This window comes from Planococcus sp. TJ-302 (genome assembly GCF_058268455.1).
Window position 1 is genome coordinate 300664 of sequence record NZ_JBZDOI010000002.1, and the last position, 22474, is coordinate 323137.

Annotated in this window: 18 protein-coding genes; 5 read left to right on the plus strand and 13 right to left on the minus strand. The window is 50.0% G+C overall.

Annotated features, from left to right (window positions below):
• Positions 1 to 175: 175 nt before the first annotated feature.
• Positions 176 to 2035 (minus strand): ABC transporter ATP-binding protein, encoded by a 1860-nt coding sequence (locus tag AC4EHB_RS12355; RefSeq protein WP_490981703.1) that lies wholly within the window; start codon positions 2033 to 2035, stop codon positions 176 to 178.
• Positions 2032 to 3756 (minus strand): ABC transporter ATP-binding protein, encoded by a 1725-nt coding sequence (locus tag AC4EHB_RS12360; RefSeq protein ID WP_490981704.1) that lies wholly within the window; start codon positions 3754 to 3756, stop codon positions 2032 to 2034. Before AC4EHB_RS12360 ends, AC4EHB_RS12355 begins: the two co-directional genes overlap by 4 nt.
• A gap of 511 nt (positions 3757 to 4267) precedes the next feature.
• On the opposite strand from AC4EHB_RS12360, the gene AC4EHB_RS12365 reads away from it, so the two are divergent.
• A complete protein-coding gene (locus tag AC4EHB_RS12365) occupies positions 4268 to 4705 on the plus strand; it encodes a WapI family immunity protein (protein WP_490981705.1) in 438 nt (145 codons plus the stop codon).
• 30 nt (positions 4706 to 4735) lie between these two features.
• Positions 4736 to 4996, plus strand: a complete 261-nt coding sequence (locus AC4EHB_RS12370; RefSeq protein WP_490981706.1) for a hypothetical protein — start codon at positions 4736 to 4738, stop codon at positions 4994 to 4996.
• 49 nt (positions 4997 to 5045) lie between these two features.
• Here AC4EHB_RS12370 and AC4EHB_RS12375 read toward each other — a convergent pair whose 3' ends face one another.
• The 8 genes from AC4EHB_RS12375 to AC4EHB_RS12410 all read right to left on the minus strand — a co-directional run bounded on the left by AC4EHB_RS12375 (position 5046) and on the right by AC4EHB_RS12410 (position 15721).
• Entirely contained in the window at positions 5046 to 7052 is a 2007-nt protein-coding gene (locus tag AC4EHB_RS12375) for a penicillin-binding transpeptidase domain-containing protein (protein WP_490981707.1), read from the minus strand.
• 150 nt (positions 7053 to 7202) lie between these two features.
• Positions 7203 to 8843 (minus strand): glycoside hydrolase family 13 protein, encoded by a 1641-nt coding sequence (locus tag AC4EHB_RS12380; protein WP_490981708.1) that lies wholly within the window; start codon positions 8841 to 8843, stop codon positions 7203 to 7205.
• 12 nt (positions 8844 to 8855) lie between these two features.
• Positions 8856 to 9875: a LacI family DNA-binding transcriptional regulator gene (locus AC4EHB_RS12385; protein WP_490981709.1), complete on the minus strand. Its 1020-nt coding sequence runs from the start codon at positions 9873 to 9875 to the stop codon at positions 8856 to 8858.
• A 13-nt stretch (positions 9876 to 9888) separates the two neighbouring features.
• On the minus strand, positions 9889 to 10704 hold the full coding sequence (locus AC4EHB_RS12390; protein WP_490975746.1) for a carbohydrate ABC transporter permease: 816 nt from the start codon (positions 10702 to 10704) through the stop codon (positions 9889 to 9891).
• Positions 10704 to 11564: a carbohydrate ABC transporter permease gene (locus tag AC4EHB_RS12395; protein WP_490975745.1), complete on the minus strand. Its 861-nt coding sequence runs from the start codon at positions 11562 to 11564 to the stop codon at positions 10704 to 10706. Before AC4EHB_RS12395 ends, AC4EHB_RS12390 begins: the two co-directional genes overlap by 1 nt.
• A gap of 114 nt (positions 11565 to 11678) precedes the next feature.
• The gene (locus AC4EHB_RS12400) at positions 11679 to 12989 is read right to left on the minus strand and encodes an ABC transporter substrate-binding protein (protein WP_490981710.1); all 1311 of its coding nucleotides are present in this window, start codon (positions 12987 to 12989) and stop codon (positions 11679 to 11681) included.
• A gap of 241 nt (positions 12990 to 13230) precedes the next feature.
• Positions 13231 to 14103, minus strand: coding sequence for an ROK family protein (locus tag AC4EHB_RS12405; protein WP_490975743.1), 873 nt, complete (start codon positions 14101 to 14103; stop codon positions 13231 to 13233).
• A 25-nt stretch (positions 14104 to 14128) separates the two neighbouring features.
• Positions 14129 to 15721, minus strand: coding sequence for a glycoside hydrolase family 13 protein (locus tag AC4EHB_RS12410; RefSeq protein ID WP_490981711.1), 1593 nt, complete (start codon positions 15719 to 15721; stop codon positions 14129 to 14131).
• Between the two features lie 270 nt (positions 15722 to 15991).
• Here AC4EHB_RS12410 and AC4EHB_RS12415 point away from each other — a divergent pair, with 270 nt between their 5' ends.
• The gene (locus AC4EHB_RS12415; RefSeq protein ID WP_490975741.1) at positions 15992 to 16573 is read left to right on the plus strand and encodes a biotin transporter BioY; all 582 of its coding nucleotides are present in this window, start codon (positions 15992 to 15994) and stop codon (positions 16571 to 16573) included.
• A gap of 54 nt (positions 16574 to 16627) precedes the next feature.
• Here AC4EHB_RS12415 and AC4EHB_RS12420 read toward each other — a convergent pair whose 3' ends face one another.
• Both AC4EHB_RS12420 and AC4EHB_RS12425 read right to left on the minus strand, forming a co-directional pair.
• On the minus strand, positions 16628 to 18103 hold the full coding sequence (locus tag AC4EHB_RS12420) for a protein adenylyltransferase SelO (protein WP_490981712.1): 1476 nt from the start codon (positions 18101 to 18103) through the stop codon (positions 16628 to 16630).
• 212 nt (positions 18104 to 18315) lie between these two features.
• A complete protein-coding gene (locus AC4EHB_RS12425) occupies positions 18316 to 18855 on the minus strand; it encodes an MEDS domain-containing protein (RefSeq protein WP_490981713.1) in 540 nt (179 codons plus the stop codon).
• A gap of 206 nt (positions 18856 to 19061) precedes the next feature.
• On the opposite strand from AC4EHB_RS12425, the gene AC4EHB_RS12430 reads away from it, so the two are divergent.
• Complete coding sequence (locus AC4EHB_RS12430; protein WP_490981714.1) at positions 19062 to 19952, plus strand: PucR family transcriptional regulator; 891 nt, start codon at positions 19062 to 19064, stop codon at positions 19950 to 19952.
• A 106-nt stretch (positions 19953 to 20058) separates the two neighbouring features.
• A complete protein-coding gene (locus AC4EHB_RS12435) occupies positions 20059 to 21156 on the plus strand; it encodes an ABC transporter ATP-binding protein (protein WP_490975737.1) in 1098 nt (365 codons plus the stop codon).
• A 676-nt stretch (positions 21157 to 21832) separates the two neighbouring features.
• Here AC4EHB_RS12435 and AC4EHB_RS12440 read toward each other — a convergent pair.
• Positions 21833 to 22294, minus strand: a complete 462-nt coding sequence (locus AC4EHB_RS12440) for a DUF2512 family protein (protein WP_490981715.1) — start codon at positions 22292 to 22294, stop codon at positions 21833 to 21835.
• Positions 22295 to 22474: the final 180 nt, after the last annotated feature.

Genomic DNA, 22474 nt, shown 5'->3' on the forward strand with positions numbered 1-22474 from the left:
CCATGTTAAATCGCCGCTTCGTCATGTTAACGCCAAATTAATGCTTGTTAACGCACAAGCCTTCTCCGCAAACCCATAAACAGATGCATTTCGCCCCAGCGAAATGCGCCCTCTCCATAGAAGGAGCCGTTCGCTGAAGCGAACGGCTTTTCCATTAATGCACTTGAACTTCCATTCAGCTTGCCGCAGTCTTTGCAAACTGGCTGTTGTATAGATCGGCGTAGAAGCCGTTTCGGTCGAGCAGCTCGCTGTGCGTGCCTTGTTCGATGACGCGGCCTTTGTCCATGACGAGGATCAAATCGGCTTCGCGGATTGTCGACAGCCTATGCGCGATGACGAAACTGGTGCGGCCTTTCATCAATCCTTTCATCGCCTTTTGTATGAGGACTTCGGTCCGCGTATCGACGCTTGACGTTGCTTCATCGAGTATCATGATCGGCGGGTCGGACAGGATGGCGCGCGCAATCGTCAACAGCTGTTTCTGTCCTTGCGAGATGTTCGATGCTTCTTCATTCAACAAGGTGTCATAGCCGTCCGGCAGCGTGCGGATGAAATGGTCGGCGTGAGCCGCTGTCGCCGCCGCAATGATTTCTTCTTCTGCCGCACCGGTTTTGCCGTAGGCGATATTGTCTCTGATCGTGCCGTTGAACAGCCACGTATCCTGCAGCACCATGCCGAAATTGCGGCGCAGTTCGCCGCGCGGCAAGTCGCGCGTGTCGATGCCGTCGATAGTGATGCGGCCGCCGGCCAATTCGTAAAAGCGCATCAACAAATTGATGAGCGTCGTTTTGCCTGCGCCGGTCGGGCCGACAATGGCGACAGTTTGCCCTGGCCGTACCCGGATGTTCATGTCTTCGATCAAAGGATTGCCGCCGTAGCCGAAGTCGACATGTTCGAACGCTACTGCACCTTTCGCACGCTCTAATGCAGCATCCTTTGCTTCCTGGCTTTGTTCCCGTTCATCAAGCAGCTCGAAGACGCGCTCAGCTGCGGCGACGGTCGACTGGATGATGTTCGCGATATTCGCCGTCTGCGTCACTGGCTGCGTGAATTGCCGCGAATACGTGATGAACGCCTGGATGTCTCCGATTGAAATGCGTCCTTGCGTCACCAGGATGCCGCCTGTCACGCTGATCAGCACATAACTGAAGTTGCCGATAAATTGCATGAGCGGCATGATGATGCCGGACATGAACTGGGCTTTGCGCCCGGCTTCGTATAATTGTTCATTCGTTTCATTGAATTTATGGATCGCTTTCTTTTCGTGGCCGAACGCTTTGACGACCGGATGTCCGGTGTACATCTCTTCGATGTGGCCGTTCAGTTCACCGAGCGTGCGCTGCTGGTCGGCGAATTGCGTCTGCGAGCGCTTGAGGATCGGACGGATAACGAACACCGACAGCAAAAGGCTGGAAATCGCAATCGCTGTCAATATCGGGCTGATGATCAGCATCATCACCGTGATGCCGATGATCGTCACGAATGATGTGATGAACAGCGTTAAACTTTGCTGCAGCGTCGTGCCGATCGTATCGATGTCGTTCGTCACGCGGCTCAGCGTTTCACCTTTCGCCGTTTGGTCGTAATAATTGAGCGGCAGCCGTTCGAGCTTTGCGCTGACATCTTCGCGCAAATCGTAGACCGTGTCCTGCGCCACCGTCGACATCAGATATTGCTGCAAATACATGAACGCGCTGCTGAAAACGTAAAGCCCCGCCAGCAGCAATAAAAGCTGGCCAATCGCGTCGAAGTCGATCGACGCTCCCGGCACGCCGCGGATTTCGCCGTACGCGCCTTCGAATAATTCCGTAATCGCCAACCCCATAATCATCGGACCGATGATCGTAAACACCGTGCTGAGGATTGCCGCTGCGAACACCACCGTCAGGCGTGCGCGGCGTGGCTTTAAATAAGCAAGCAGCCGCTTGAGCGTCCTTTTGAAATTCTTCGGCTTTTCGCCTGCCATCATCATATTCGCACCGGGCGGCCCGAAGCCTGGCCCGCCGCGCTGAGGCCGTTTCTTGATGTCGCTCATGCGATTTCCTCCTCTGACAGCTGGGACTCGGCGATTTCCTTATAGACTTTATTCGTGCGCAAGAGTTCTTCGTGAGTGCCCATGCCGGCAATCCGCCCTTTTTCAAGGACGATGATGCGGTCGGCGTCCATCACCGAACTGACACGTTGTCCGATTAGCAGCACAGTCGCTTCTCCGGTTTCTCTCGCGAGCGCAGCGCGCAACTTCGAATCGGTTTTGAAATCGAGCGCCGAGAAGCTGTCGTCGAAAATATACAGGTCGGGTTTGCGGATCAGCGCACGCGCAATCGCGAGGCGCTGCTTCTGGCCGCCGGACAAATTGGATCCTCCTTGCTCAACGTACGTATCGTAGCCGTCTTCCATCGATTGGATAAATTCGTCCGCTTGCGCGATTGTCGCAGCGCGCTTGATTTCATACGGTTCCGCATCTTGCTTGCCAAAGCGGATATTGTCAGTCACCGAGCCGGAAAACAAGATCGATTTCTGCGGCACAAAGCCGATTTTCGAGCGGATTTCGTCTTGCGACGCGTCGCGGATGTCCACGCCATTGACGCGGATCGATCCTGCCGACACTTCGTAGAAACGCGGGATCAAATTGATGAGCGTCGATTTTCCGGAACCGGTCCCCCCGATGATTGCCGTCGTCTCGCCTGCTTTCGCACGGAACGTGATGTCCGACAGCACCGGCTCTTCCGCTCCCGGGTAGCTGAACGTCACCTGTTCGAACTCGAGCGTGCCGCGTTCGCGGTCAGCGGTTTGCGTGCCGAGGTCCTGGAACGCCGGGCGCATCGCCAGCACTTCGTTGATGCGATTCGCTGACACGGCAGCGCGCGGTACCATGATGAACATCATCGATGCCATGACGAGCGCGAACATGATAAGCATGACGTATTGGATGAATGCCATCAAATCGCCGATCTGCATCGCGCCGCTATTGATGCGGATGCCGCCGAACCAGATGATCGCGACAACCGTCAAGTTCATGACCAGCATCATCACCGGCATCAGGAACGCCATGATTTTATTGACACGGATCGAAACGTCCGTCAGTTCGCGGTTCGCCTTCTCAAGCCTGACCTGCTCCTGCGGCTCGCGCGTAAACGCCCGGATGACGCGGATGCCCGTCAAGTTTTCGCGCAGCACCAAATTCAGCCGGTCGAGCCGCTTCTGAACTTCCGTGAACAGCGGAATCCCTTTTTTCAGGATGAATAAAATCGACACCACCAACACCGGCATTGCGCCGATGATGACGAGCGATAACTGGGCATCTTTCGAAATCGCCATGATGAGCCCGCCGACCAGCATGATCGGTGCGCTGACAACCATGCGCAGCATCACCAGGACCACTTGCTGCACCTGCGTGATGTCGTTCGTTGTCCGTGTGATGAGCGATGCGGTTCCTACTTCATCAAATTCCTGCAGCGAAAACTGCTCGACGTGCGTGAACACTTGCCGCCGCACATCGCGCCCCATTCCCATTGCAGCTTTGGATGAGAAATAACTCGCCGCCACTGACGCCGCTGCGCCGAACGCCGACACCGCCAGCATCCAGCCGCCAATCTGCCAGATATACGGCACATCGCCAACCACGACGCCATTATCAATAATGTCCGCCATCAGCGTCGGCAAAAACAGATCCGCCATCGCCTGGATGAACACCAGTAAAAACACCATCCCTACCAGCCATTTATAGACTTTTAAATTCCTCAGGATTTTCAGCATACGTGCCGCCCCCTTCATTTCTCCATTGCTGCAGCTCTAAAGCTCCATAAGGGTTTGCTTTTAAGCTACTGCTTTTCAGAGAAGCTGTCAAAATACAGGCACGCTTTCGCTCAATAAAATCTGCAATTATTTCCCTTTGCAATCTGCCGGGTCGGGATGCGCTCTTTTATATAGAAGAAGCCGTGTGCCGAAGTGCACGGCTTTTCCGTTTCTTCAATTGAACTTAGGGTGTGGAGTGATGCGCGTCCATTCAAAAGCGTGGTTTTTGCTAGTGCCTGTTAATTTCCGATTAGTGCATGTTAAACTCCTGGCATCGCCTGTTGAATCTCGGACTAATCATGTTAAATTTTTCTCACTTCATGTTAAAGCAAAATTACTGCTTGTTAACGGGGGCAGCGGGCCGAGCTTTTTGAAAAGTCGTGCGAATGTTTCATTTCTATGGATAGGCGGGTGGAGGTTTTATTGGTAAACTAATGGATATACTTAGAAAAAGAAAACCGGGGTGAATGAAATGAAGTTTCATGTTTTGGGGGAAAATACAAAATTGGAGATCGACGTGCTGCAGCGGAATTATCCGGACAGCTTGGATTTTTGGGATGCCAATTGGATCGCTTCAACAATCCATCTTGAAATTCCAGGCTATACGGTGCATTTCGAAGCCGATTTGCGCACGGATGAGCTGCGGGATTTTGTCGACGAGCTGCGCTCGATGAACGAAAATCTTGGCGGCACTGCCATATTGAAAAATTTGGACAGCTATATTTACCTCGAAGGCGCGATGGATTTTCGCGGCAAGATTTCATGGAACATTGAAACGTGCTATCCGGCAGGGATCGGCGCCGAACTGACGTGTGATTTCGAATCGGACCAGACTTATTTGCGGATCTTGATCGATGAACTCGATCGGGTGCTGGAGGCGTTTCCGGTGCTCGGGAAAAATCCGGAATAACAGCTCGCGCTGGATAGGAGCGGATGGTCCATGAGAAGGTCAACATTCATTAGCCTTATCGCCATATTGGTTTTGCTGAGCATTTATTTCCTGGCCATCGATCCGCTGCTTGCGGACAATCGGTGGGCTGCGTTTTTCATCTACATGCTGATGTTTGTGGGCTTGAGGCTGCTAACGAAAAAATTGCATGGCTTCACTAATTTGGACAAGCGCTTTGATGCACAAACAAGCGTCTGGCTGGTGGTCGGCACCTTGCTGTTCTTCACCGTGTTCGTATCCGCCTGGCAATAAAACCACAGAAAAAGCACAATCGGCTCAAGACCGATTGTGCTTTTTTCCTTTATTTAAAAACTTCAGCGGCCATCCCGGCAACATAATCACTGCCGCCGTTGTCTTCCACGTTTTCGATCATCATCGCCAGCACAAACTCCGGATTTTCGGAATCGTAAGTGACGAAAAAGCCGTTTTCTTTGCCGCGGTCCTCACCGGCCGCTTTCAGTTCAGCGGTTCCGGTTTTGCCTGCAAGCGGTGCTTTATCGATGTTCGCTGACTGCGCGTAGCCGTCAACGACAACATTGCGCATGCCCTCGCGAAGCGTCGCTGCGTTTTCTGCGCTGATCAAGCCTTCTTTCCAGACTTGCCCATCTTCATCGTTCAATAACAAAGTCGGCTTATACATCACGCCGTCCGTGATGAACGGCGTGTACATCGACGCCAAGTGGACAATGTTCGTGAGCATCTGCCCTTGGCCGAATGACGTATCCGCCAGTTGTCCCGCTGAAGCGATTGTGCCTTCATTGGAAATCTGCGACGCTGCAAGCCCTATCGGGAATTCGATTGTTTCGCCAAAGCCATAATCTTTCAACCCCGCAATGAATGTTTCCGCGCCCATGTTCAAGGCCTGCTGGGCGAAATAAATATTATCCGAATAGACGAGCGCAATATTTAAATCGACTGGATTCGGCGCTTCCGGATGCAGGCGCGACACTTTGTAATCGCCCCATGAAGCATCTTTCTGCCACGTTTTGCCGTTGATCGTGATGCCTTCTTCCGGCTTAAGCGTCCCTGCTTCCATGCCGATTGCTGCCGTCACCGGCTTCAACGTCGACCCCGGTGCGTACGCTGCTTTGAAACGGTTAAACAGCGGATTGGCAGGATCTTCCTCCAGCGCTTTATACTGCTCGCCGCTAAGGCCTAGCATAAAGCGGTTCGGATCGAAGCCAGGCGACGAAACCAATGCCAAGGTCTCTCCTGTTTCCGGATCGATTGCGGCGCTTGTCCCTGGCTCGCCTTTCATAGCGTCATATGCCGTTTTCTGCAATTCTGCGTCAATCGTCAGCTGCACCGTTTCGCCGTCTTCTACCGGCTGTTCAGCGACATCAATCGGCTCGCTGCCTTCAGCCGGCTTTTCGATCCAGATCTTTAATCCGTCTTTGCCGCGGAGCCGGTCTTCGAGCGCTTGCTCAAGCCCTTGGCGGCCGATCATGTCGCCCGCCGTATAGCCGTCCGCTTTGCGTTCTTCCAATTGTTCTGCAGTGATGCCGCCGATATAACCTGTCACATGCGACAGCGATTCGCCGTACGGGTATTCGCGCATCGAAGTTTTTTGCGCGCCGACTCCCGGGATTTTCACCGCTGCATCAATCACTTTGTCATCCGTGCGCGCCACTTTCGCGATTGGCACGAACATTTCCGGCTGCACCCAGTTCTGGTTCAACTCGTTGTCGATCCTTTCGACTGTCGTATTGAGCAGTTTGGCCAGTTCTTCTTTTTTCGTGTCATCCGTGAATTTTTCCGGGACGATGCCGATATTGAAGCCGCCTCCGTTAATGGCGACTGGCACATTATTGCGGTCTAGAATTTCGCCGCGCGCTGCTTCAATGCGGTCGATGCGGATTTTGTCTTCGGCTTCAAGCTGCGGGAAAATGAACGACGGGTTCCATTCAACGAACCAGCCTTCCTCTTCCCCTCGCTCTTCGAAGAGCAGCGTCATCTGCTGTTCAAACTCGACCGGACCCGCAATCGTGTCCATCTTCACCTGCACCGGAAAATCGGCCGGCTCTTCTTCATTCCATTCCGTGTCTTCGGGCGGCTCTGTATACGAGACTTCCAGATTTTCGATGCCGAGATCGTCCTGGATTTTTTGCTGGCGCTCCACAAATTGCGCCGGTTCGAAAGCGCCCTTCGTGCCTTCGTTCAAATACCCTTCGTACATTTCAGTGAATTCGCTTTTATTCCAATGGCTTATGTAATCGGCTAGCCTGTCTTCCGGCGTCGCTTGCTTGTTGCAGCCGGCGAGCACGAGTAAAAGCACAGCCGCCAATACCCCAATAATCATTTTTTTCATATAACTGCCCCCTGTCCATTCCTTTATTTTACAATAAATCCGAAGAAAAGTTAAATGAGGGCCCTTCGGTTTCTCCGCAAAAAACGCAAATTAAGGAGCCGGAGAAAAGTCTAAGCTTTTCTCCGGCCCCATTATTCGTCAGTACTCTATTTATCTGTCGGTGTATGAATCTTTAGGAATCTTGTAAACCCGCGCTTCATATGGAAGCAATTGCGCCAAGTCGATGTCTTGGTAATTTGCCAAAAGCAGCGTCGAGCCTTCAGGCGCAGCGCCGCATAGACAGGCGTGCTGGGCAAGATTCGCCACGATGAGCACTTTTTCATCCCCGTATTCGCGCGTGTAGGCAAATACGGCTTCGTGGCCCATCTCCACTAGCTTATACTCGCCGTAGACGAAGACGTCCATATTCTTGCGCAGCCAGATCATCTGTTTATAAAAGGCCAGTACCGAATGCGGATCGTCTTCCTGCGCTTCAACATTCAGCCATTGGTAATTCGGATTAAGTCCGAGCCAAGGCTTGCATGTTGAAAAGCCGGCGTGAAGGCTATTGTTCCATTGCATCGGCGTCCGTGAATGGTCGCGGCTTGTCGAACGCAGCAGCGTCATGATCGCTTCGTGCTCCATGCCGGTTTCTTTTTTGTGGAAATACAGGTTATGTGTGTGGATATCATTAAAATGCTCCAGTTCTTCAAACGGCGCATTTGACATGCCGATTTCCTGCCCCTGGTAGATGAACGGCGTGCCTTGCATGAAGAAATACATGCAGCCTAATGCCGTCGCGCTTTCACGCCAGAACAAATGTTCATTCCCCCAAGTCGAAACGACTCGCGGCTTGTCATGATTTTCGATGAATAAGGCATTCCAGCCAACACCGTTCACTTTTTCCTGCCATTTGCTGAGCACTTGCTTTAGCTCGGGAACGTTGACGCCGTTGCGCACTTCGACGTTCCACAAACCGATGTCCTCGAATTGGAAGATCATATTGAATTTGCCATTTTCTGCACTAACCCAATCGTGAATTTCATCCACCGATACACCGTTCGCTTCGCCGACGGTCATGATGTCGTGCTGGCCGAACGTTTCGTCGTATAATTCCTGCAGCAGTGGCTGAATGCCGTCGACATTCATCATTTTCTCCCATGCAGGCACAAACAAATGGCCTTCTCCGTCCTCAACATTCGTGTAGTCTTTTTTAATGTGGCTGATGGCATCGACGCGGAATCCATCGATTCCTCTCGCAATCCACCAATTGACCATTTTATAGAGTTCTTTGCGGACTTCCGGGTTTTCCCAATTCAAGTCCGGCTGTTTTTTCGAGAAGATGTGCAAGTAATACTGCCCTGTCTTTTCGTCGTATTCCCAAGCTGGCCCGCCGAAAATGCTTTCCCAGTTCAACGGTTCGTCGCGCCAAATATACCAGTCGCGCTTCGGATTGTCACGCGATGAACGCGATTCCAAAAACCACGGATGCTCGTCGCTCGTATGGTTGATCACCAGATCGATGATCAGCTTCATGTCGCGCGCGTGCACTTCTTCCATCAGGCGTTCGAAATCTTCCATTGTGCCGAATTCTTCCAAAATTGACTGGTAGTCGCTGATGTCGTAGCCGTTATCGTCGTTCGGTGAGTCGTACATGGGACAAACCCAAATCACATCGATGCCAAGTTCTTTCAAGTAATCTAATTTGCTCGTGATGCCGTTAATATCGCCAAGGCCATTGCCGTCAGAATCCATGAAACTGCGCGGATAGACTTGGTAGACGACCGCTTCTTTCCACCATTTTTTATCCATATCCGATCCCTCTCAAAGACGACGGCAAGATCCCCTTTCAATCAGTCGGGAAGGAACTACGACTTGTTTCGGAGGCACCGTTTCGTCCGTTATTTTCTCTAATACCAATTCCGCTGCATGCAGCCCCAGATCGTAAATCGAAATATCCACTGTGCTGAGCGGCGGCTTCAAATGCCTTGAAATGGCATGGTTGTTAAAACCGATGATGGAGACGTCATCGGGTACGCTGATTTCCAGATCCTCGAGATAGCCGATCACTTCGTACGCCACCATGTCATCGTGCGTGACAATTGCCGTCGGCGGGACTTCGAGCGCCATCAGGCGGCGGATTGCTTCGCGTTCGTTGCCGTGCATAAATTCCTGATTGACCGTATACGCCGCGTCAAACAGGATGCCATGTTCGCCGAGCGCCAGCTTATAGCCTTCCAGCCGGTCGAGCGATACGACGAAATCATCCGCTCCGCCGACAAATGCGATATGCCGGTGGCCGAGGCCGATCAAGTATTCGACCGCCTCTTTGGCGTTATTGATGTTGTCGTTGTCGACATAGGATACGGTGCATGGATCTTTGAACGGCCGCCCGACTACTGCAAACGGAATGCCGCTTTGGCGCAGATACTCCATGACCGGATCGTCGATTTTCGAGTACAGCAGAAGGATGCCGTCCACCCGTTTGCCTTGCGCCATTTCGACGACTTCGCGATAAATTTCTTCCTGCGTGGCGCCAGTCGACAAATACAAGCCGTACTGGCTGCCATGCGCCCGTGTCGAGATGCCGCGCAGCACTTCCGGGAAGAAAGGATTTTGAAACGCCAATGTAGCCGAGTTTTCCATGATGACGCCGAGCGTCTGGCTCTTTTTCGCCACCAGGTTGCGTGCCTGGAAATTCGGGTAATAGCCCATGATTTCCATCACTTCCCGCACCTTCTCTTTCGTCTTGCCAGTGATCCGCGGATTATCGGCTATCACCCGGGACACGGTGGCCGGTGACACTCCGGCCCGTTTTGCAACGTCTTTGATCGTGACTGCCATTTTACCGTCCCCCTTATTTTACTGCCCCATCCGATACCCCTTTGATGATTTCGCGCTGTGCGAAGAAGTAGAAGATGATGACGGGGACGATAGCGAGCGTCAATCCCGCAAGCGCCAAATGCCATTGCTTCGTGTATTCTCCGAAGAAGAAGAACATCTTCAGCGGAATTGTTTCGCTTCCCGGTGTGTTGATGACGAGTGACGGCAGCAAATAATCGTTCCAGATCCAGATAATGTTAAGGATCGCCACCGTTACCGTAATCGGCTTAAGGATCGGGAAGATGATGTGCCAGAACACTTGCCAGCGGTTCGCTCCGTCAATTGTCGCCGCTTCATCAAGTGAACGCGGGATATTGTTCAGCGCTCCGTGGTACAGGAAAATGGAAAGGCTTGCGCCGAATCCGAGATACATGAAGATCAAGCCGCCGCGGTTCAGCATTTCGAACTTGCCGAATACTGTCACGAGCGGAATCATCACGGATTGGAACGGGATCAACATCGCTGCAACGAATGTGAAAAACAGTACGGTGCTGAGCCTGCTCTTAGCGCGCGACAACGCATAAGCCGCCATGGCCGAGAAGACGATGATCAAAACCACGCTGACGACGGTGATTAATAATGAATTGAACAGCGTGCGCATGAAATCGAGCTCCTCGAAAGCGGTGATGTAATTATCAAAGCTCCATGCTTCCGGAGGGCGAATCGTATCCATGAAAATTTCTTTTTTCGATTTGAACGAGTTGACGAACATCAGGTAAAACGGCACCAGCCACAAGATCGCAAGGAACAGCCCGAGGACTTCCAGTTTGATATTCCACTTTTTCCGCATTACATTTCGACCTCCTTGCGTTTATTCAAATACACTTGCACAAGGGCGATAATCGCAACGATCACAAAGAAGATGACGGCTTTCGCCTGAGCGTAGGCAAAGGCATTCTGCATGAACGCCGTCTTGAAAATTTCCATTGCGACCATTTCAGTCGAATTGTAAGGTCCGCCGCCTGTCAGCGACAAGTTTTGGTCGTACAGCTTGAACGTATTGGACAGCGTCAGGAACATGCTGACCGTGAACGCAGGAGCAACGAGCGGAAAAACGACATAACGGAAACGCTGGAACGATGATGCCCCGTCGATTTCAGAAGCCTCCAACAGCTCTTTTGGCATCCCTTCCAAATAAGCGATGTAGATGACCATTATGTAACCTGCCATCTGCCAGCTCATCAAAATGACCAAGCCCCAGAAACCGGTGTCCGTCGTGGACAGCCAGCCCTGCAAACTTTCCATTCCGATGATTTCGCCGACACTGGCGAATACTTTGATGAAGATGAATTGCCAAATGAAACCCAAGATCAATCCGCCGATCAAGTTCGGCATGAAGAACGTCGTGCGCAATAATTTGCTTGAGCGGACGCGTCCTGTAACAAGCAGCGCCAGCGACAAACCGATCAAGTTGATCAAGATGACCGATACGATCGAGAACTTTGTTGTGAACCAAAGCGAATCCATGAAACGCTGGTCATTGAACAAGTCGATGTAGTTTTGGAATCCGACGAATTCCCCCGTGTCGATGCCGTTCCAAGTGGTGAATGAATAATAGACGCCTAGAAGCATCGGAACGACGACAACTAACGTAAGCGCCAGCAAAACCGGGGCAAGAAACAACCAATAGGATAAATCTTTTGTACGCATACAGACATCTTTCCTTCCTTAAATTATACCGCGAAAGCCCTAGTAACAAAACAAAGTAGCACAGAGGCTACTTTGTTTTACCACTCAAATTATGAAAATTGACGCTATTCCGACTTATTTAGCCCGGTCTGTTTCCCAAGCTTTTTTAGCTGAATCAATGACTTCTTCCCAGCTAGCTTCTTCGCTTAGGTATTTCTGGATATTAGCTCCAAGTTCGTCCTGTCCCCATCCAGTCGGATAGCCCATGAATACCCATCCGATTGTGTTGCCTGACTCGGAAGCGTCATAGATTGCTTTTGACATTGGATCAGAGATTTTCGAAGTGTCATAGCCTTCGTAAGCAGGGATGAATTTGAAGTCTTCCAATACAGCTGTTTTACCTGCATCGGATGTGTAGAGCCAGTCCAAGAATTCTTTCGATTCTTTGACGACATTTTCGTCAGCTTTTTTGTTTACGCCCCAGTACATCGGCACGCCGACTGGCAAGCCAGCATTTTCAACGCCTTCTACAGGGATCGGCATAAGGCCGACGCCGTTGTCAGCAAGTTCAGGATCGATGCCAGCGATTGAGCCGTAAGCCCAGTTTCCTTGCTGGATGATCGCAACGCGCTCAAGCGAGAACAATTCTTCTACTTGTTGAGAGTAGTCAAGGCTTACTGTTGGCTGTTTTGAGTATTCGTTCTGCAAATCAACGATTTTCTTGAAACCGTCAGCGTATTTGAAGTCGACTGTTTTTGCGTCGAATGCTGTCAATACGTTGTTGTCGAATTCAGGAGCAAGGAATGTGTTTGACAAGTGAAGTCCTGTAACCCACGTTTCTTTGCCTGGGAAAGCGAATACCGATTCAAGTCCAAGTTCTTCTTTTTTCGAATCCAATGTTTTCACAGCTTCTTCAAGCGATGCGAAATCAGTGATCGATGCAGGATCGATTCCCGCTTCTTCGAATAGGCGAGTGTTGTAGATGAAACCGTACCCTTCTTGGTTATAAGGAAGTCCAAGAATTTCAGACTCAACCGTTACGCCTTCAAGCGTGCCTTCAAGAGCTGCCCCTGCTGCTGCTGTGTCCGCCAAGTCAGACAAATTGTCTTTCCAGTCTGCGACATCCTGGGGTCCGCCGATGTTGAAGATTGCTGGTTCGTTGCCTGATGCAAAGCGTGAACGAAGCGCCGCGCCGTAATCTTCTCCGCCGCCGACAGTCGTGATTTCAATATTGACGTTCGGGTTCTCTTTTTCGTAAAGCGCCACTACGTCTTCAAACTGGTCTTTGAATTCCACTTTGAATTGGAAGATGTCAACGGTCACTTCTTCTTCTCCGCCGCCTTCAGATCCTGAAGCGTTTTCTTCCCCACTATTGCATCCTGCCAAAACTGCTGCTGATAGCATCAATGATGCTACAAGCCCCTTGCTGAACTTTAAATCCTTCATCAGTAAATCCCCCTTTGGAATGTCGTGCAATCGTTTGCACAAAGTAGCAAATAAAAAGCGGAAACGGTCTAGAAAGCGTTTCCAGTTATTAATTATTAAAATCATAACACCGTGAAAACGTTTGCACAAGATGTAATTTTGAAAAAATTCCAAGTTTTTTAGGACGCTTAGAACTGTTTGATAAAAAAAACAGGATCGACTTTTCGCCGCTCCTGCCTCCACTTTATTTAAAGTCGTCCTTTTAATGCTCGAACACCAACAGCGCGGCACCTAAAATGCCGGCGTCGTTTTCAAATCGTGCCACTTCTATCTCCAAAGGATTCAACAGCACTGGTTTCAGCTGTTGTTGGAGCGAATCCATCCACAAGTCCGCAGCTTCTGAAACGCCGCCGCCGATGATGACCATTTCCATGTCGAATGCTGCTTGCAGGCTGCTGATGACGAGCGCCAAGTCCAAAGTGAATTCTTCCACGACTTGCTTTGCTGCCGGATCTGTCCCTGCGTTTTCAAAAAGCTCCGGCGGTGTGATTGCTAGCCCCGCTTCTTTGATGCGGCGGCGCAGCGCTGTGCCGGATACATACATTTCGCTGCAGCCCAAGCGGCCGCATGCGCATTTTACGCCATTCGGATAAAGGATCATATGCCCAAGCTCAGCCGCTCCGCCATGCGGACCGCCGCTTAGTAGTTTACCGTCCCACAGTACGCCACCGCCAAGGCCGGTGCCGAGCGTCAATACGACCACACGGTCAAGCCCTTGCGCAGCCCCGAACTTCGCTTCCGCGAGCGCCACGACGTTTGCATCATTTTCTACTTCGACGCGTTTGCCCGTCGCTCCTTCGAGCCATTCCTTAACCGGGGTGCCGGTCCAGCCCGGAAGTGTTTCTGCAGCGTAGATGACTTTCCCTTGCTTCGGATCGACGAAGCCGTGTGTGCCGACGCCAATTGCGCTGATGTCTGGCCGCAAAGCCAGGACGCGCAGGACGTTCTCTTCCAGATACGGGTATAACGGAATGCGCGTAGGAATCTGTTCTTCGTATAAAATCTTGCCGCCGGCGTCAATGACGCCCATGCGGATTTTTGTGCCGCCAATGTCAATGCCTAATACGTTTTCCATAATTCCTCCTGTTAAAGCTGTTTTTTTATTGCTTATAATAAACGATTGCTTCGTACGGTTTGAGCAGAACATCGCCTTCGCCAAGATGCAGCGCATAATTGCCGATCAGCTTTTCGCCTGCCGGACGCGCAGCTGATTTCGTGTTTTCCGAGAAATTGCAGTAGACGGTCAGCGTTTCATCCTGCCACCTGCGTGTATAGGCGAATACGTCGCTGTCTTCACGGTACAGCAATTCAAAATCGCCGTGAGTGATGATGTACATTTCTTTGCGGAAGCCGATCAGTTTTTTGTAATACTGATAAATCGAATCCGGATCGGTGTGCTGCAAGGCATTGATTTCTGTGAAATTCGGATTGACTTTCAGCCACGGCGTGCCAGTCGTAAATCCGCCGTTCGGCTCAGCCGACCATTGCATCGGCGTCCGCGCGTTGTCACGGCCTTTGGCATGGATTTTCACCATGATGTCGTCATGCGGAACTCCGGCTTCGCGTTTTTCTTTGTACATGTTCAAGGTTTCGATGTCTTCATAATCATCGATCGACTCAAAGCGCACATTCGTCATACCGAGTTCTTCGCCTTGGTAGATATAAGGCGTCCCTTGCATGAAATGCAGGCAAGTCGCGAGCATCTTTGCCGATTCAACACGCCAGTCCGTGTCTTCGCCAAAACGCGAAACGATGCGCGGCTGGTCGTGGTTGTTCCAGTATAAACTGTTCCAGCCTTCATCGTGCAAGCCGTGCTGCCATTTTTCCATATTCTCTTTCAAGTCGGTCAAGCGCAGCGGCTTCAAATCCCATTTTTCGCCGGATGCCTGGTCAAGCCCCATATGCTCGAACGTGAAAATCATATTCAGTTCCTGATTTTTGGCGGCGGTATAATCGCGCGCTTCTTTCGGCGTCGTGCCCGGTGTTTCGCCGACTGTGACGATGTCGTATTTCGACAACACTCTTTTGTTCATTTCTTTCAAGTATGTATGGACGTTCGGCCCGTTCAGGAATTGATGGCTGCCATCGCCACCCGGTGCGTCGTGCATGTCCGGCACTTTGGAAATCATATTGATGACGTCCATGCGGAAGCCGTCCACGCCTTTGTCGAGCCACCAGCGCATCATTTCGTAAACCGTTTCCCGCAATTCCGGGTTGTCCCAATTCAAATCCGGCTGCTTTTTTGAAAACAAATGCAGGAAATACTGGCCGCGCTCTTTTTGGTATTCCCAAACCGAGCCGCTGAAGAATGAACGCCAGTTTGTCGGCTCGTCACGCCATATGTAGAAATCCGGATGATTCTTGAACCATTCGTGTTCGTCCGAAGTGTGGTTGACGACGAGATCCATGACCAGTTTCATGCTGCGCGCATGGATTTCCGCCAGCAATTCGTCGAAATCCGCCATCGTGCCGAACTCTTGCATGATTTTATAATAATCGCGGATGTCGTAGCCGTTGTCGTCGTTTGGCGAATCATAGATTGGCGACAGCCAGAGAATGTCTACGCCAAGTCCGTGCAGGTAATCTAGTTTCTGGATGATGCCGCGGATATCGCCGACTCCATCCCCATCCGAGTCCATGAAGCTTCGCGGATAGATTTGGTAAACGGTCGACTTTTTCCACCATTCTGTCATAAAGTTCCCTCTTTTCTAGTAAGTGAATATTATTCTAACATCATACATGAATTTGCTGAATTGCCCACTATATTATTTGAATAAATGATTTTAAATGTCGATATTCCGCAAAACAGCCAAAGCGACCGGAGCGATGTATAAAAGCTAGCTCCTAATTTCAACTTAAAGAATTCACCTAAATATATTTGTGTTAACTATAATTAAATTTAGGTTGACTCAAAATATATGCTTACTTATACTTAGTTTATCTTGAGCTTTTGGAGGGACCTAATGACTACGACAACAACACGCACGGCCAATCATTCGAAGACTTTGAACTTAGTACATATCGCCATGTTTTCCGCGCTGATGGCAATCGGCGCAAACATCTCTTCTTTCTTGATCATCGGCGGCGTGCCGATCACGCTGCAGACATTCTTCGCCATTTTGGCTGGCCTTCTGCTGGGCAGCCGCATGGGCGCAATTTCAATGGTCGTCTATGCCTTCATCGGCCTCGCTGGCGTCCCGGTATTTGCAGGATTTTCAGGCGGCATGGACACATTGATCAGCCCAACTTTCGGGTTTATCGTATCCTTCGTCTTTATCGCGCTGGCAGCCGGGTTGATTGCTGAGAAATTCCCGTCGCGCAAAGGCTTCGTAGTTGCAGCGCTTGTCGGGCTAGTTGTCAATTACGTTATCGGCACAAACTGGATGTACGCGGCTTATAAGCTATGGTTCGCTGCACCAGAAGGCTTTACGTACAAGATGGCGTGGGCTTGGATGATGGTGCCGCTGCCAAAAGATATTATTCTTTCCGTGCTCGCAGGATTTTTCGGCTACCGCCTAAAACCGATTATCCAACGCTTCAAATAAAACACGAAAACGGCCGGCCCTTAAAAATGGGGCCGGCCGTTTTTTAAAATTGTGTCATGTACCGCAAAAAGTTTTGTAAGGGTTGTCCGGGTCTGCCGGAGGTTCGGTGTATGGCTGGTGCTCACGCTTGTGGGCGTAAGGCTCTGCCAACGCTTCGAGCAGCCGCTCCATGACGCTGTAATCGCCCTTTTGGACCGCCGCATCGAGTGCTTCTTCGACGCGGTGGTTGCGCGGAATGACGGCTGGGTTGCTGTTTTTCATGAGCTCATGTACCTCTTCGACCGATTGCGGTTGACGGCTCAACCGCTCTTGCCACGCTTTGTTCCACTCATTGAATGGGCGTGTGCCGGCCAAAACGGTTTCGGCAATGGTCCCGAACGTCAGCGCGCGGAACGTATTGGTATAGTCAGCACTCGCTTCTTTCATGACCTCGAGCCATTGACGGATGAGCTGTCCGTCTTCGGGCTCTTCTGTGAAGAGCCCGATTTTCCGGCGCATCTCGTCCAGCCAATTTGCCTGGTAGGCTTCGATAAAGCCTTCGAGCGCCTGCTGGGCAATTTCGATTGCTTCTTCTTGATTGCTGCTGAGCAGCGGCAGCAGGGTTTCAGCGAAACGCGCGAGGTTCCAGCCGGTAATCTGCGGCTGGTTTCCATATGCGTAGCGCCCGCCTTCGTCGATTGAGCTGAAGACGGTTGCCGGGTCGTAGCGGTCCATGAAAGCGCACGGACCGTAGTCGATGCTTTCGCCGCTAATCGTCATATTATCTGTATTCATGACGCCATGGATAAAGCCAACCGCCATCCATTTCGCAACGAGTGCCGCTTGGCGCTTCGCCACTTCCTGCAAGAACGCCAAGTATTTATTGTCTGCGTATTTGAGTTCTGGATAATGGCGGCCGATGGCGTAATCGGCGAGCGCTTTGCGGTCTTCGATTTCGCCTTTATAAGCCGCGAACTGGAATGTGCCGAAGCGCAGGTGGCTTGCCGCCACACGTGTCAGAACTGCGCCTGGCAGATAGGTTTCGCGTGTAATTTCTTCGCCGGTGGAAACAACAGCGAGACTGCGTGAGGTCGGGATGCCGAGCGCGTACATCGCTTCACTGATGATGAATTCGCGCAGCATCGGCCCGAGCGCAGCACGGCCGTCGCCGCCGCGGGAATATGGCGTCCGCCCTGAGCCTTTCAGCTGGATGTCAAAACGCGCGCCTTGCGGTGTCAACTGTTCGCCGAGCAGGACTGCTCGCCCGTCGCCGAGGATATTGAAGTTGCCGAATTGATGTCCGGCATAGGCTTGCGCAAGAGGCGCCGCGCCTTCTGGAATTTGGTTGCCGGCGAGCATCGCTATCCCTTCTTCCGTCTTAAGCGCCTCGCTATTTAAACCGAGCTCCGCTGCCAGCGTGTCATTAAAGGCTGCCAGCTCTGGCGAACGCACGGGCCATGGTTTCAACTGGGTATAGAACATGTTCGGAAGCTGGGCATAACTGTTTTCCAACTTCCATCCAAAACCGGTTATTTGCTTGTTGTCAGCCATAAAATCTTCCTTCCTTTATAGTTCATTTGTTCCTTCTACTATACCTTTTCCGCCTGCCGATCGCTCGTCTGGAGGTCCGAAAAATCCTACTGCCTGAAGGCATTCCAGGGAATAAAAAAACCGCCGAGGTTTCTCGGCAGCGTTGAAAACGTTCCGATTCCTCGGAGCGTGCGTGGCTATTGATTTCAAGCTTTTGTTGATACGTACAGCTCCTAGACAGTTATGTCCTCTTCGACCAGGACATACGGATGTCTTTCCAGCAGCATCGTTTGGATGTTTTCAGGCATCGATTTGCTTGCGTAAGCGTATATCAATGGGAACTGCAATTCCTTCGCCGCGACATCGATGATTTTTTCGAAATCCTTTATCAGGTGTATAGGATCTTCCATTGTCTCCCACTCCACATGCGCCCAAGAGCGGAAAGTTGCCTCTTTTTCTAAATAAGGTTCGACCGTTTTTTCAAAATACGCCTGAATTGCAGGCGGATGATAGCTGCCGCTTGAGTAGTAAAAATCGTAGCTTTTTACAAAATAGATAAAATCCATTTGTGTTTTTGTAAGCTGGGTCTTTAATTCAGCTTGGATCTTTGGAGACAAGCGGGGATTTTCAATCAGGATGACGTAATCCCCTGCTTCAACGCCATGCTTAGCATAAGCTACGACTTGATCGATGTACTTTTGAGTTCCTTCATACGAATACAGCACATGGACATCTCGCCTTTCGTCAAACAACTTGAGCATGTTATTGTTCATATTATCACCCCTATAACAGTTTAATAATGTTCCATAAAAATTTTCATAAAATGATTATACATAAAAAGGAAACACATGTCCTTTTTCAGCTGCTTCAGCTTGTAGTGCCTCTTCCATCCCGCTGTGATTTTTACGGTATAATAAATGAATTAAGGGCAGCCATGGCAGTTTCCCGTTCTTATAAATTGTATGAAATGAGGTATTCGATGATCAGCCAATTGAGTAAAATCTACCCTTCGCTCCAAGTCCACCGGCAAGGCGCTCCAGCTGCCGATCCGGCTTATAAATGGTTTTCCGCAGAAGACGGCCTCATTGTTGGCATCCATGAAACGGAACTTGCCCCAAAAGATTTATCGCTGCTCGCGGCATTCCTGACTCCTTACAATCCGAAGTTTCCGGTCCAAACGGACGAAGAATCAAGATGGCTTGCTCTGGTGAAACCTTCCGCGCAAGGCGATGCAAATGGATTCGCTTTGAATTCACCTTACCGTTTCGTCCATTTCTCGATTAAGGAAAAGCAAATTAGCCCGACCGCCTTCAAACACGCAATCCATGATTTTTTCGCCCAACAAGTGCCGATTTTGTGGGAAAATGACCATCAGGGCATATTGGTTGAATATTTGGCCGCAGAAGATGGCGCCATTTCCTATGAAGAAATTATCGATCCCTTGATGAGCGATTTGTACATCAAGATCCAGTTTTTCGTTGGCCCTTTCCATGACAGTCTAGATGAGGCCGCTGACCATTACCGGGCAGTGACGGATGCAGCGAAGACAGCCGTTCTTTATTCCAATAAAGCGGTCATCAGCTATGCAGACGCAGTACCGTATTTATTGATCAATCAGGCACAGGAACCGCTGCTAAGCGACATCAAAAGGAGCGTTTTGCAGGCATACCAGGACGATGAAGAAACCTTAAAAATGATCGAAACCTTTGTCCGCAATAATTTAAATATCTCGGAGACATCTAAAGCACTGCACATGCACCGCAATAGCCTGCAATACCGGCTTGATCGCTTCCACGACAACACCGGCATCGACGTCCGCAAGTTCCACCAAGCCATGGCTGTTTATCTGGCGATTTTAATCCAAAAGTAAAAGTGCACAAAAAAGCGCTTTCATTTTTAGGCACGTTTAACATTCTCATAAAGCCATCGTTCGGTTATGCTGTACCAATGACGAAACTATTATTGGGGGAAAACAAATGACTGGCTTATCATTAGTGAATATCAGAAAAGAATACGAAAAAGGTGTAGTTTCCGTACAAGACTTCAACTTAGAAATTCGCGATAAAGAGTTTTTGGTACTCGTGGGGCCATCAGGTTGCGGGAAATCAACGACACTGCGCATGATCGCTGGACTCGAAGACATCACGGAAGGCGATTTGTTCATCGGCGACAGAAGAGTCAACGACGTTTCGCCAAAAGACCGCGACATCGCAATGGTATTCCAGAACTATGCGTTGTACCCGCATATGACTGTTTATGAAAACATGGCGTTCAGCTTGAAACTGCGTAAAATGAAAAAAGAAGACATCAAAGCGCGCGTTGCCAATGCCGCAAAAATCCTTGGCCTTGAAGATTATTTGAACCGCAAACCGAAAGCTCTATCAGGCGGTCAGCGCCAGCGTGTCGCATTGGGCCGCGCAATCGTCCGCGATGCGAAAGTCTTCTTGATGGATGAGCCTTTGTCGAACTTGGATGCGAAGTTGCGCGTACAGATGCGTGCAGAAATCCAGAAGTTGCACCGCCGCTTACAGACGACGACTGTCTACGTTACCCATGACCAGACAGAAGCAATGACAATGGCGACGCGCTTGGTTGTTATGAAAGACGGATTTATCCACCAAGTCGGTACGCCGAAAGAAGTTTACGACTTGCCTGAAAACATGTTCGTTGGCGGCTTTATCGGTTCGCCTTCGATGAACTTCCTGCGCGGCAAATTAGTCGGCAGCCAGTTTATGATGAACGACATCCAGATTCTTGTCCCTGAAAGCAAATTGAAAATGCTTCATGACCAAGGCTATGACGGCAAAGAACTCGTTCTCGGCATCCGCCCTGAAGACATCCATGATGAGCCAATTTTCCTTGATCATTCACCGCATACCAAACTTAAAGCGTACATTGACGTTGCGGAATTGATGGGCTCGGAAATCATCCTCTACTCCAAAGTGAACGACCAGGATTTCGTAGCGCGCGTCGATGCGCGCTTCAATGTCGAAGCTGACACTACGATTGACATGGCATTCGATATGAACAAAGCCCATTTCTTCGACAGCGAATCTGAATTGCGCATTCGATAAAAAAGGCTGTATTCCGCAAAACGGGTGCTGAAAACTGAAAATCCCTTCGCTTCTGCGAAGACTGTTCCAAGCTGCCGGTCGTTTCCCGGCAGCTTTTTCTTTTGCTTTTTTCAAACAGGGCCGATGCGGCTAGTTCACCCGTTAACCGGCATTATTCCAGCGTTAACATGACTTATCGGTGAGTTAACCCGATCTAGCCGGCAATTAACATGAACTGTTTTGACTTCAACCCGCATTAACAGAAACCCTCTCTCCACGATGCAAGTTCAAGGGCAGAATTGGAAAAGCCATTCGCTTTGGCGAACGGCTCCTTTTATTGAAGGGCGCATTCCGCCTCGGCGAAATGCAATCATATAGCCCGACTAACTTATAGAGCAGGAAGATTAACCAGCGCTAGCATACACTAATTCGATTTTATCCATCACTAGCAAAAAAACATCTCTCAGCAATCCACATGCTAGTACAAAATTTGTAGGAGCGGCTGGAAATCCCGCCGCTCTTCTTTGTTGCATTGCGCTGTTATTTGTTATTCATAGATTAATATGAATATAACTTTTTACTTGCGTTTTTTTGCGCTCAGCGAAAAAGCAAACGGAAAAATGATCATAACAAAAGGAGTATTGGATTCATCCCAATACTCCTTCTATTTCACCGCTCAGTTATGAGCTTTCAACTATTAACGATCTGAATTGCCTGTTGCTGCACGTCCGTTCTTTTCAGGGAAGACGTTGCGGTCCAGGTATTTATGGAAGAACCATTCGCCTGCACCAATAACAAGGGCAGAAATCAATGCCGCCTGCACGATGTCTTCAGCGTTTTCGATCAATGCATCTCCCATCAACCAAATCACCAAGAATGCTAGGACGATGTCGGCGATTGTCGCCATCAGATTGCGTTTGTTGTGGTCTTCGCGGTCATTGTTATGAGTAGAGTTATTGTGGTTTGCACCATTATGCTGTGCCTGTTTGCCGGCTTTGCGGAAAATCATCAGATCCCCCAATGCGTAAGCAAGCAATGTCAGCACCAAGCTGATCAATAGCGTTTTCTCGAATTCCACATCATAGATGCCGGTTAAAATAATTAAAAGGACAACTGCAATCATAACAAATTTGATAGCTAATGCTTTTACGTGATTCATATTTTTTCCTCCTTTCATAATTTTAATTAACATTCAACCTTACAGAATATATATACCCATTTTTCTATACATAAACCTATTTTGTAATAATTTTTTCTTGAAATTTTAATGATACTTCTACTTGCCTTTATTAAAGAAAAAAAGGCGAATTCCGGCCAAAAACCATAAAAAATGACAGCC

Excerpts from the sequence above, each read along its gene's own strand:
- AC4EHB_RS12425 (WP_490981713.1), bottom strand. The coding sequence starts at position 18,855 with ATGAACAATAACATGCTCAAGTTGTTTGACGAAAGGCGAGATGTCCAT.
- AC4EHB_RS12385 (WP_490981709.1), bottom strand. The coding sequence starts at position 9,875 with ATGGCAGTCACGATCAAAGACGTTGCAAAACGGGCCGGAGTGTCACCG.
- AC4EHB_RS12370 (WP_490981706.1), top strand. The coding sequence starts at position 4,736 with ATGAGAAGGTCAACATTCATTAGCCTTATCGCCATATTGGTTTTGCTG.
- AC4EHB_RS12365 (WP_490981705.1), top strand. The coding sequence starts at position 4,268 with ATGAAGTTTCATGTTTTGGGGGAAAATACAAAATTGGAGATCGACGTG.
- AC4EHB_RS12375 (WP_490981707.1), bottom strand. The coding sequence starts at position 7,052 with ATGAAAAAAATGATTATTGGGGTATTGGCGGCTGTGCTTTTACTCGTG.
- AC4EHB_RS12430 (WP_490981714.1), top strand. The coding sequence starts at position 19,062 with ATGATCAGCCAATTGAGTAAAATCTACCCTTCGCTCCAAGTCCACCGG.
- AC4EHB_RS12405 (WP_490975743.1), bottom strand. The coding sequence starts at position 14,103 with ATGGAAAACGTATTAGGCATTGACATTGGCGGCACAAAAATCCGCATG.
- AC4EHB_RS12435 (WP_490975737.1), top strand. The coding sequence starts at position 20,059 with ATGACTGGCTTATCATTAGTGAATATCAGAAAAGAATACGAAAAAGGT.
- AC4EHB_RS12400 (WP_490981710.1), bottom strand. The coding sequence starts at position 12,989 with ATGAAGGATTTAAAGTTCAGCAAGGGGCTTGTAGCATCATTGATGCTA.
- AC4EHB_RS12390 (WP_490975746.1), bottom strand. The coding sequence starts at position 10,704 with ATGCGGAAAAAGTGGAATATCAAACTGGAAGTCCTCGGGCTGTTCCTT.
- AC4EHB_RS12440 (WP_490981715.1), bottom strand. The coding sequence starts at position 22,294 with ATGAATCACGTAAAAGCATTAGCTATCAAATTTGTTATGATTGCAGTT.
- AC4EHB_RS12410 (WP_490981711.1), bottom strand. The coding sequence starts at position 15,721 with ATGACAGAATGGTGGAAAAAGTCGACCGTTTACCAAATCTATCCGCGA.
- AC4EHB_RS12360 (WP_490981704.1), bottom strand. The coding sequence starts at position 3,756 with ATGCTGAAAATCCTGAGGAATTTAAAAGTCTATAAATGGCTGGTAGGG.
- AC4EHB_RS12355 (WP_490981703.1), bottom strand. The coding sequence starts at position 2,035 with ATGAGCGACATCAAGAAACGGCCTCAGCGCGGCGGGCCAGGCTTCGGG.
- AC4EHB_RS12420 (WP_490981712.1), bottom strand. The coding sequence starts at position 18,103 with ATGGCTGACAACAAGCAAATAACCGGTTTTGGATGGAAGTTGGAAAAC.
- AC4EHB_RS12380 (WP_490981708.1), bottom strand. The coding sequence starts at position 8,843 with ATGGATAAAAAATGGTGGAAAGAAGCGGTCGTCTACCAAGTCTATCCG.
- AC4EHB_RS12395 (WP_490975745.1), bottom strand. The coding sequence starts at position 11,564 with ATGCGTACAAAAGATTTATCCTATTGGTTGTTTCTTGCCCCGGTTTTG.
- AC4EHB_RS12415 (WP_490975741.1), top strand. The coding sequence starts at position 15,992 with ATGACTACGACAACAACACGCACGGCCAATCATTCGAAGACTTTGAAC.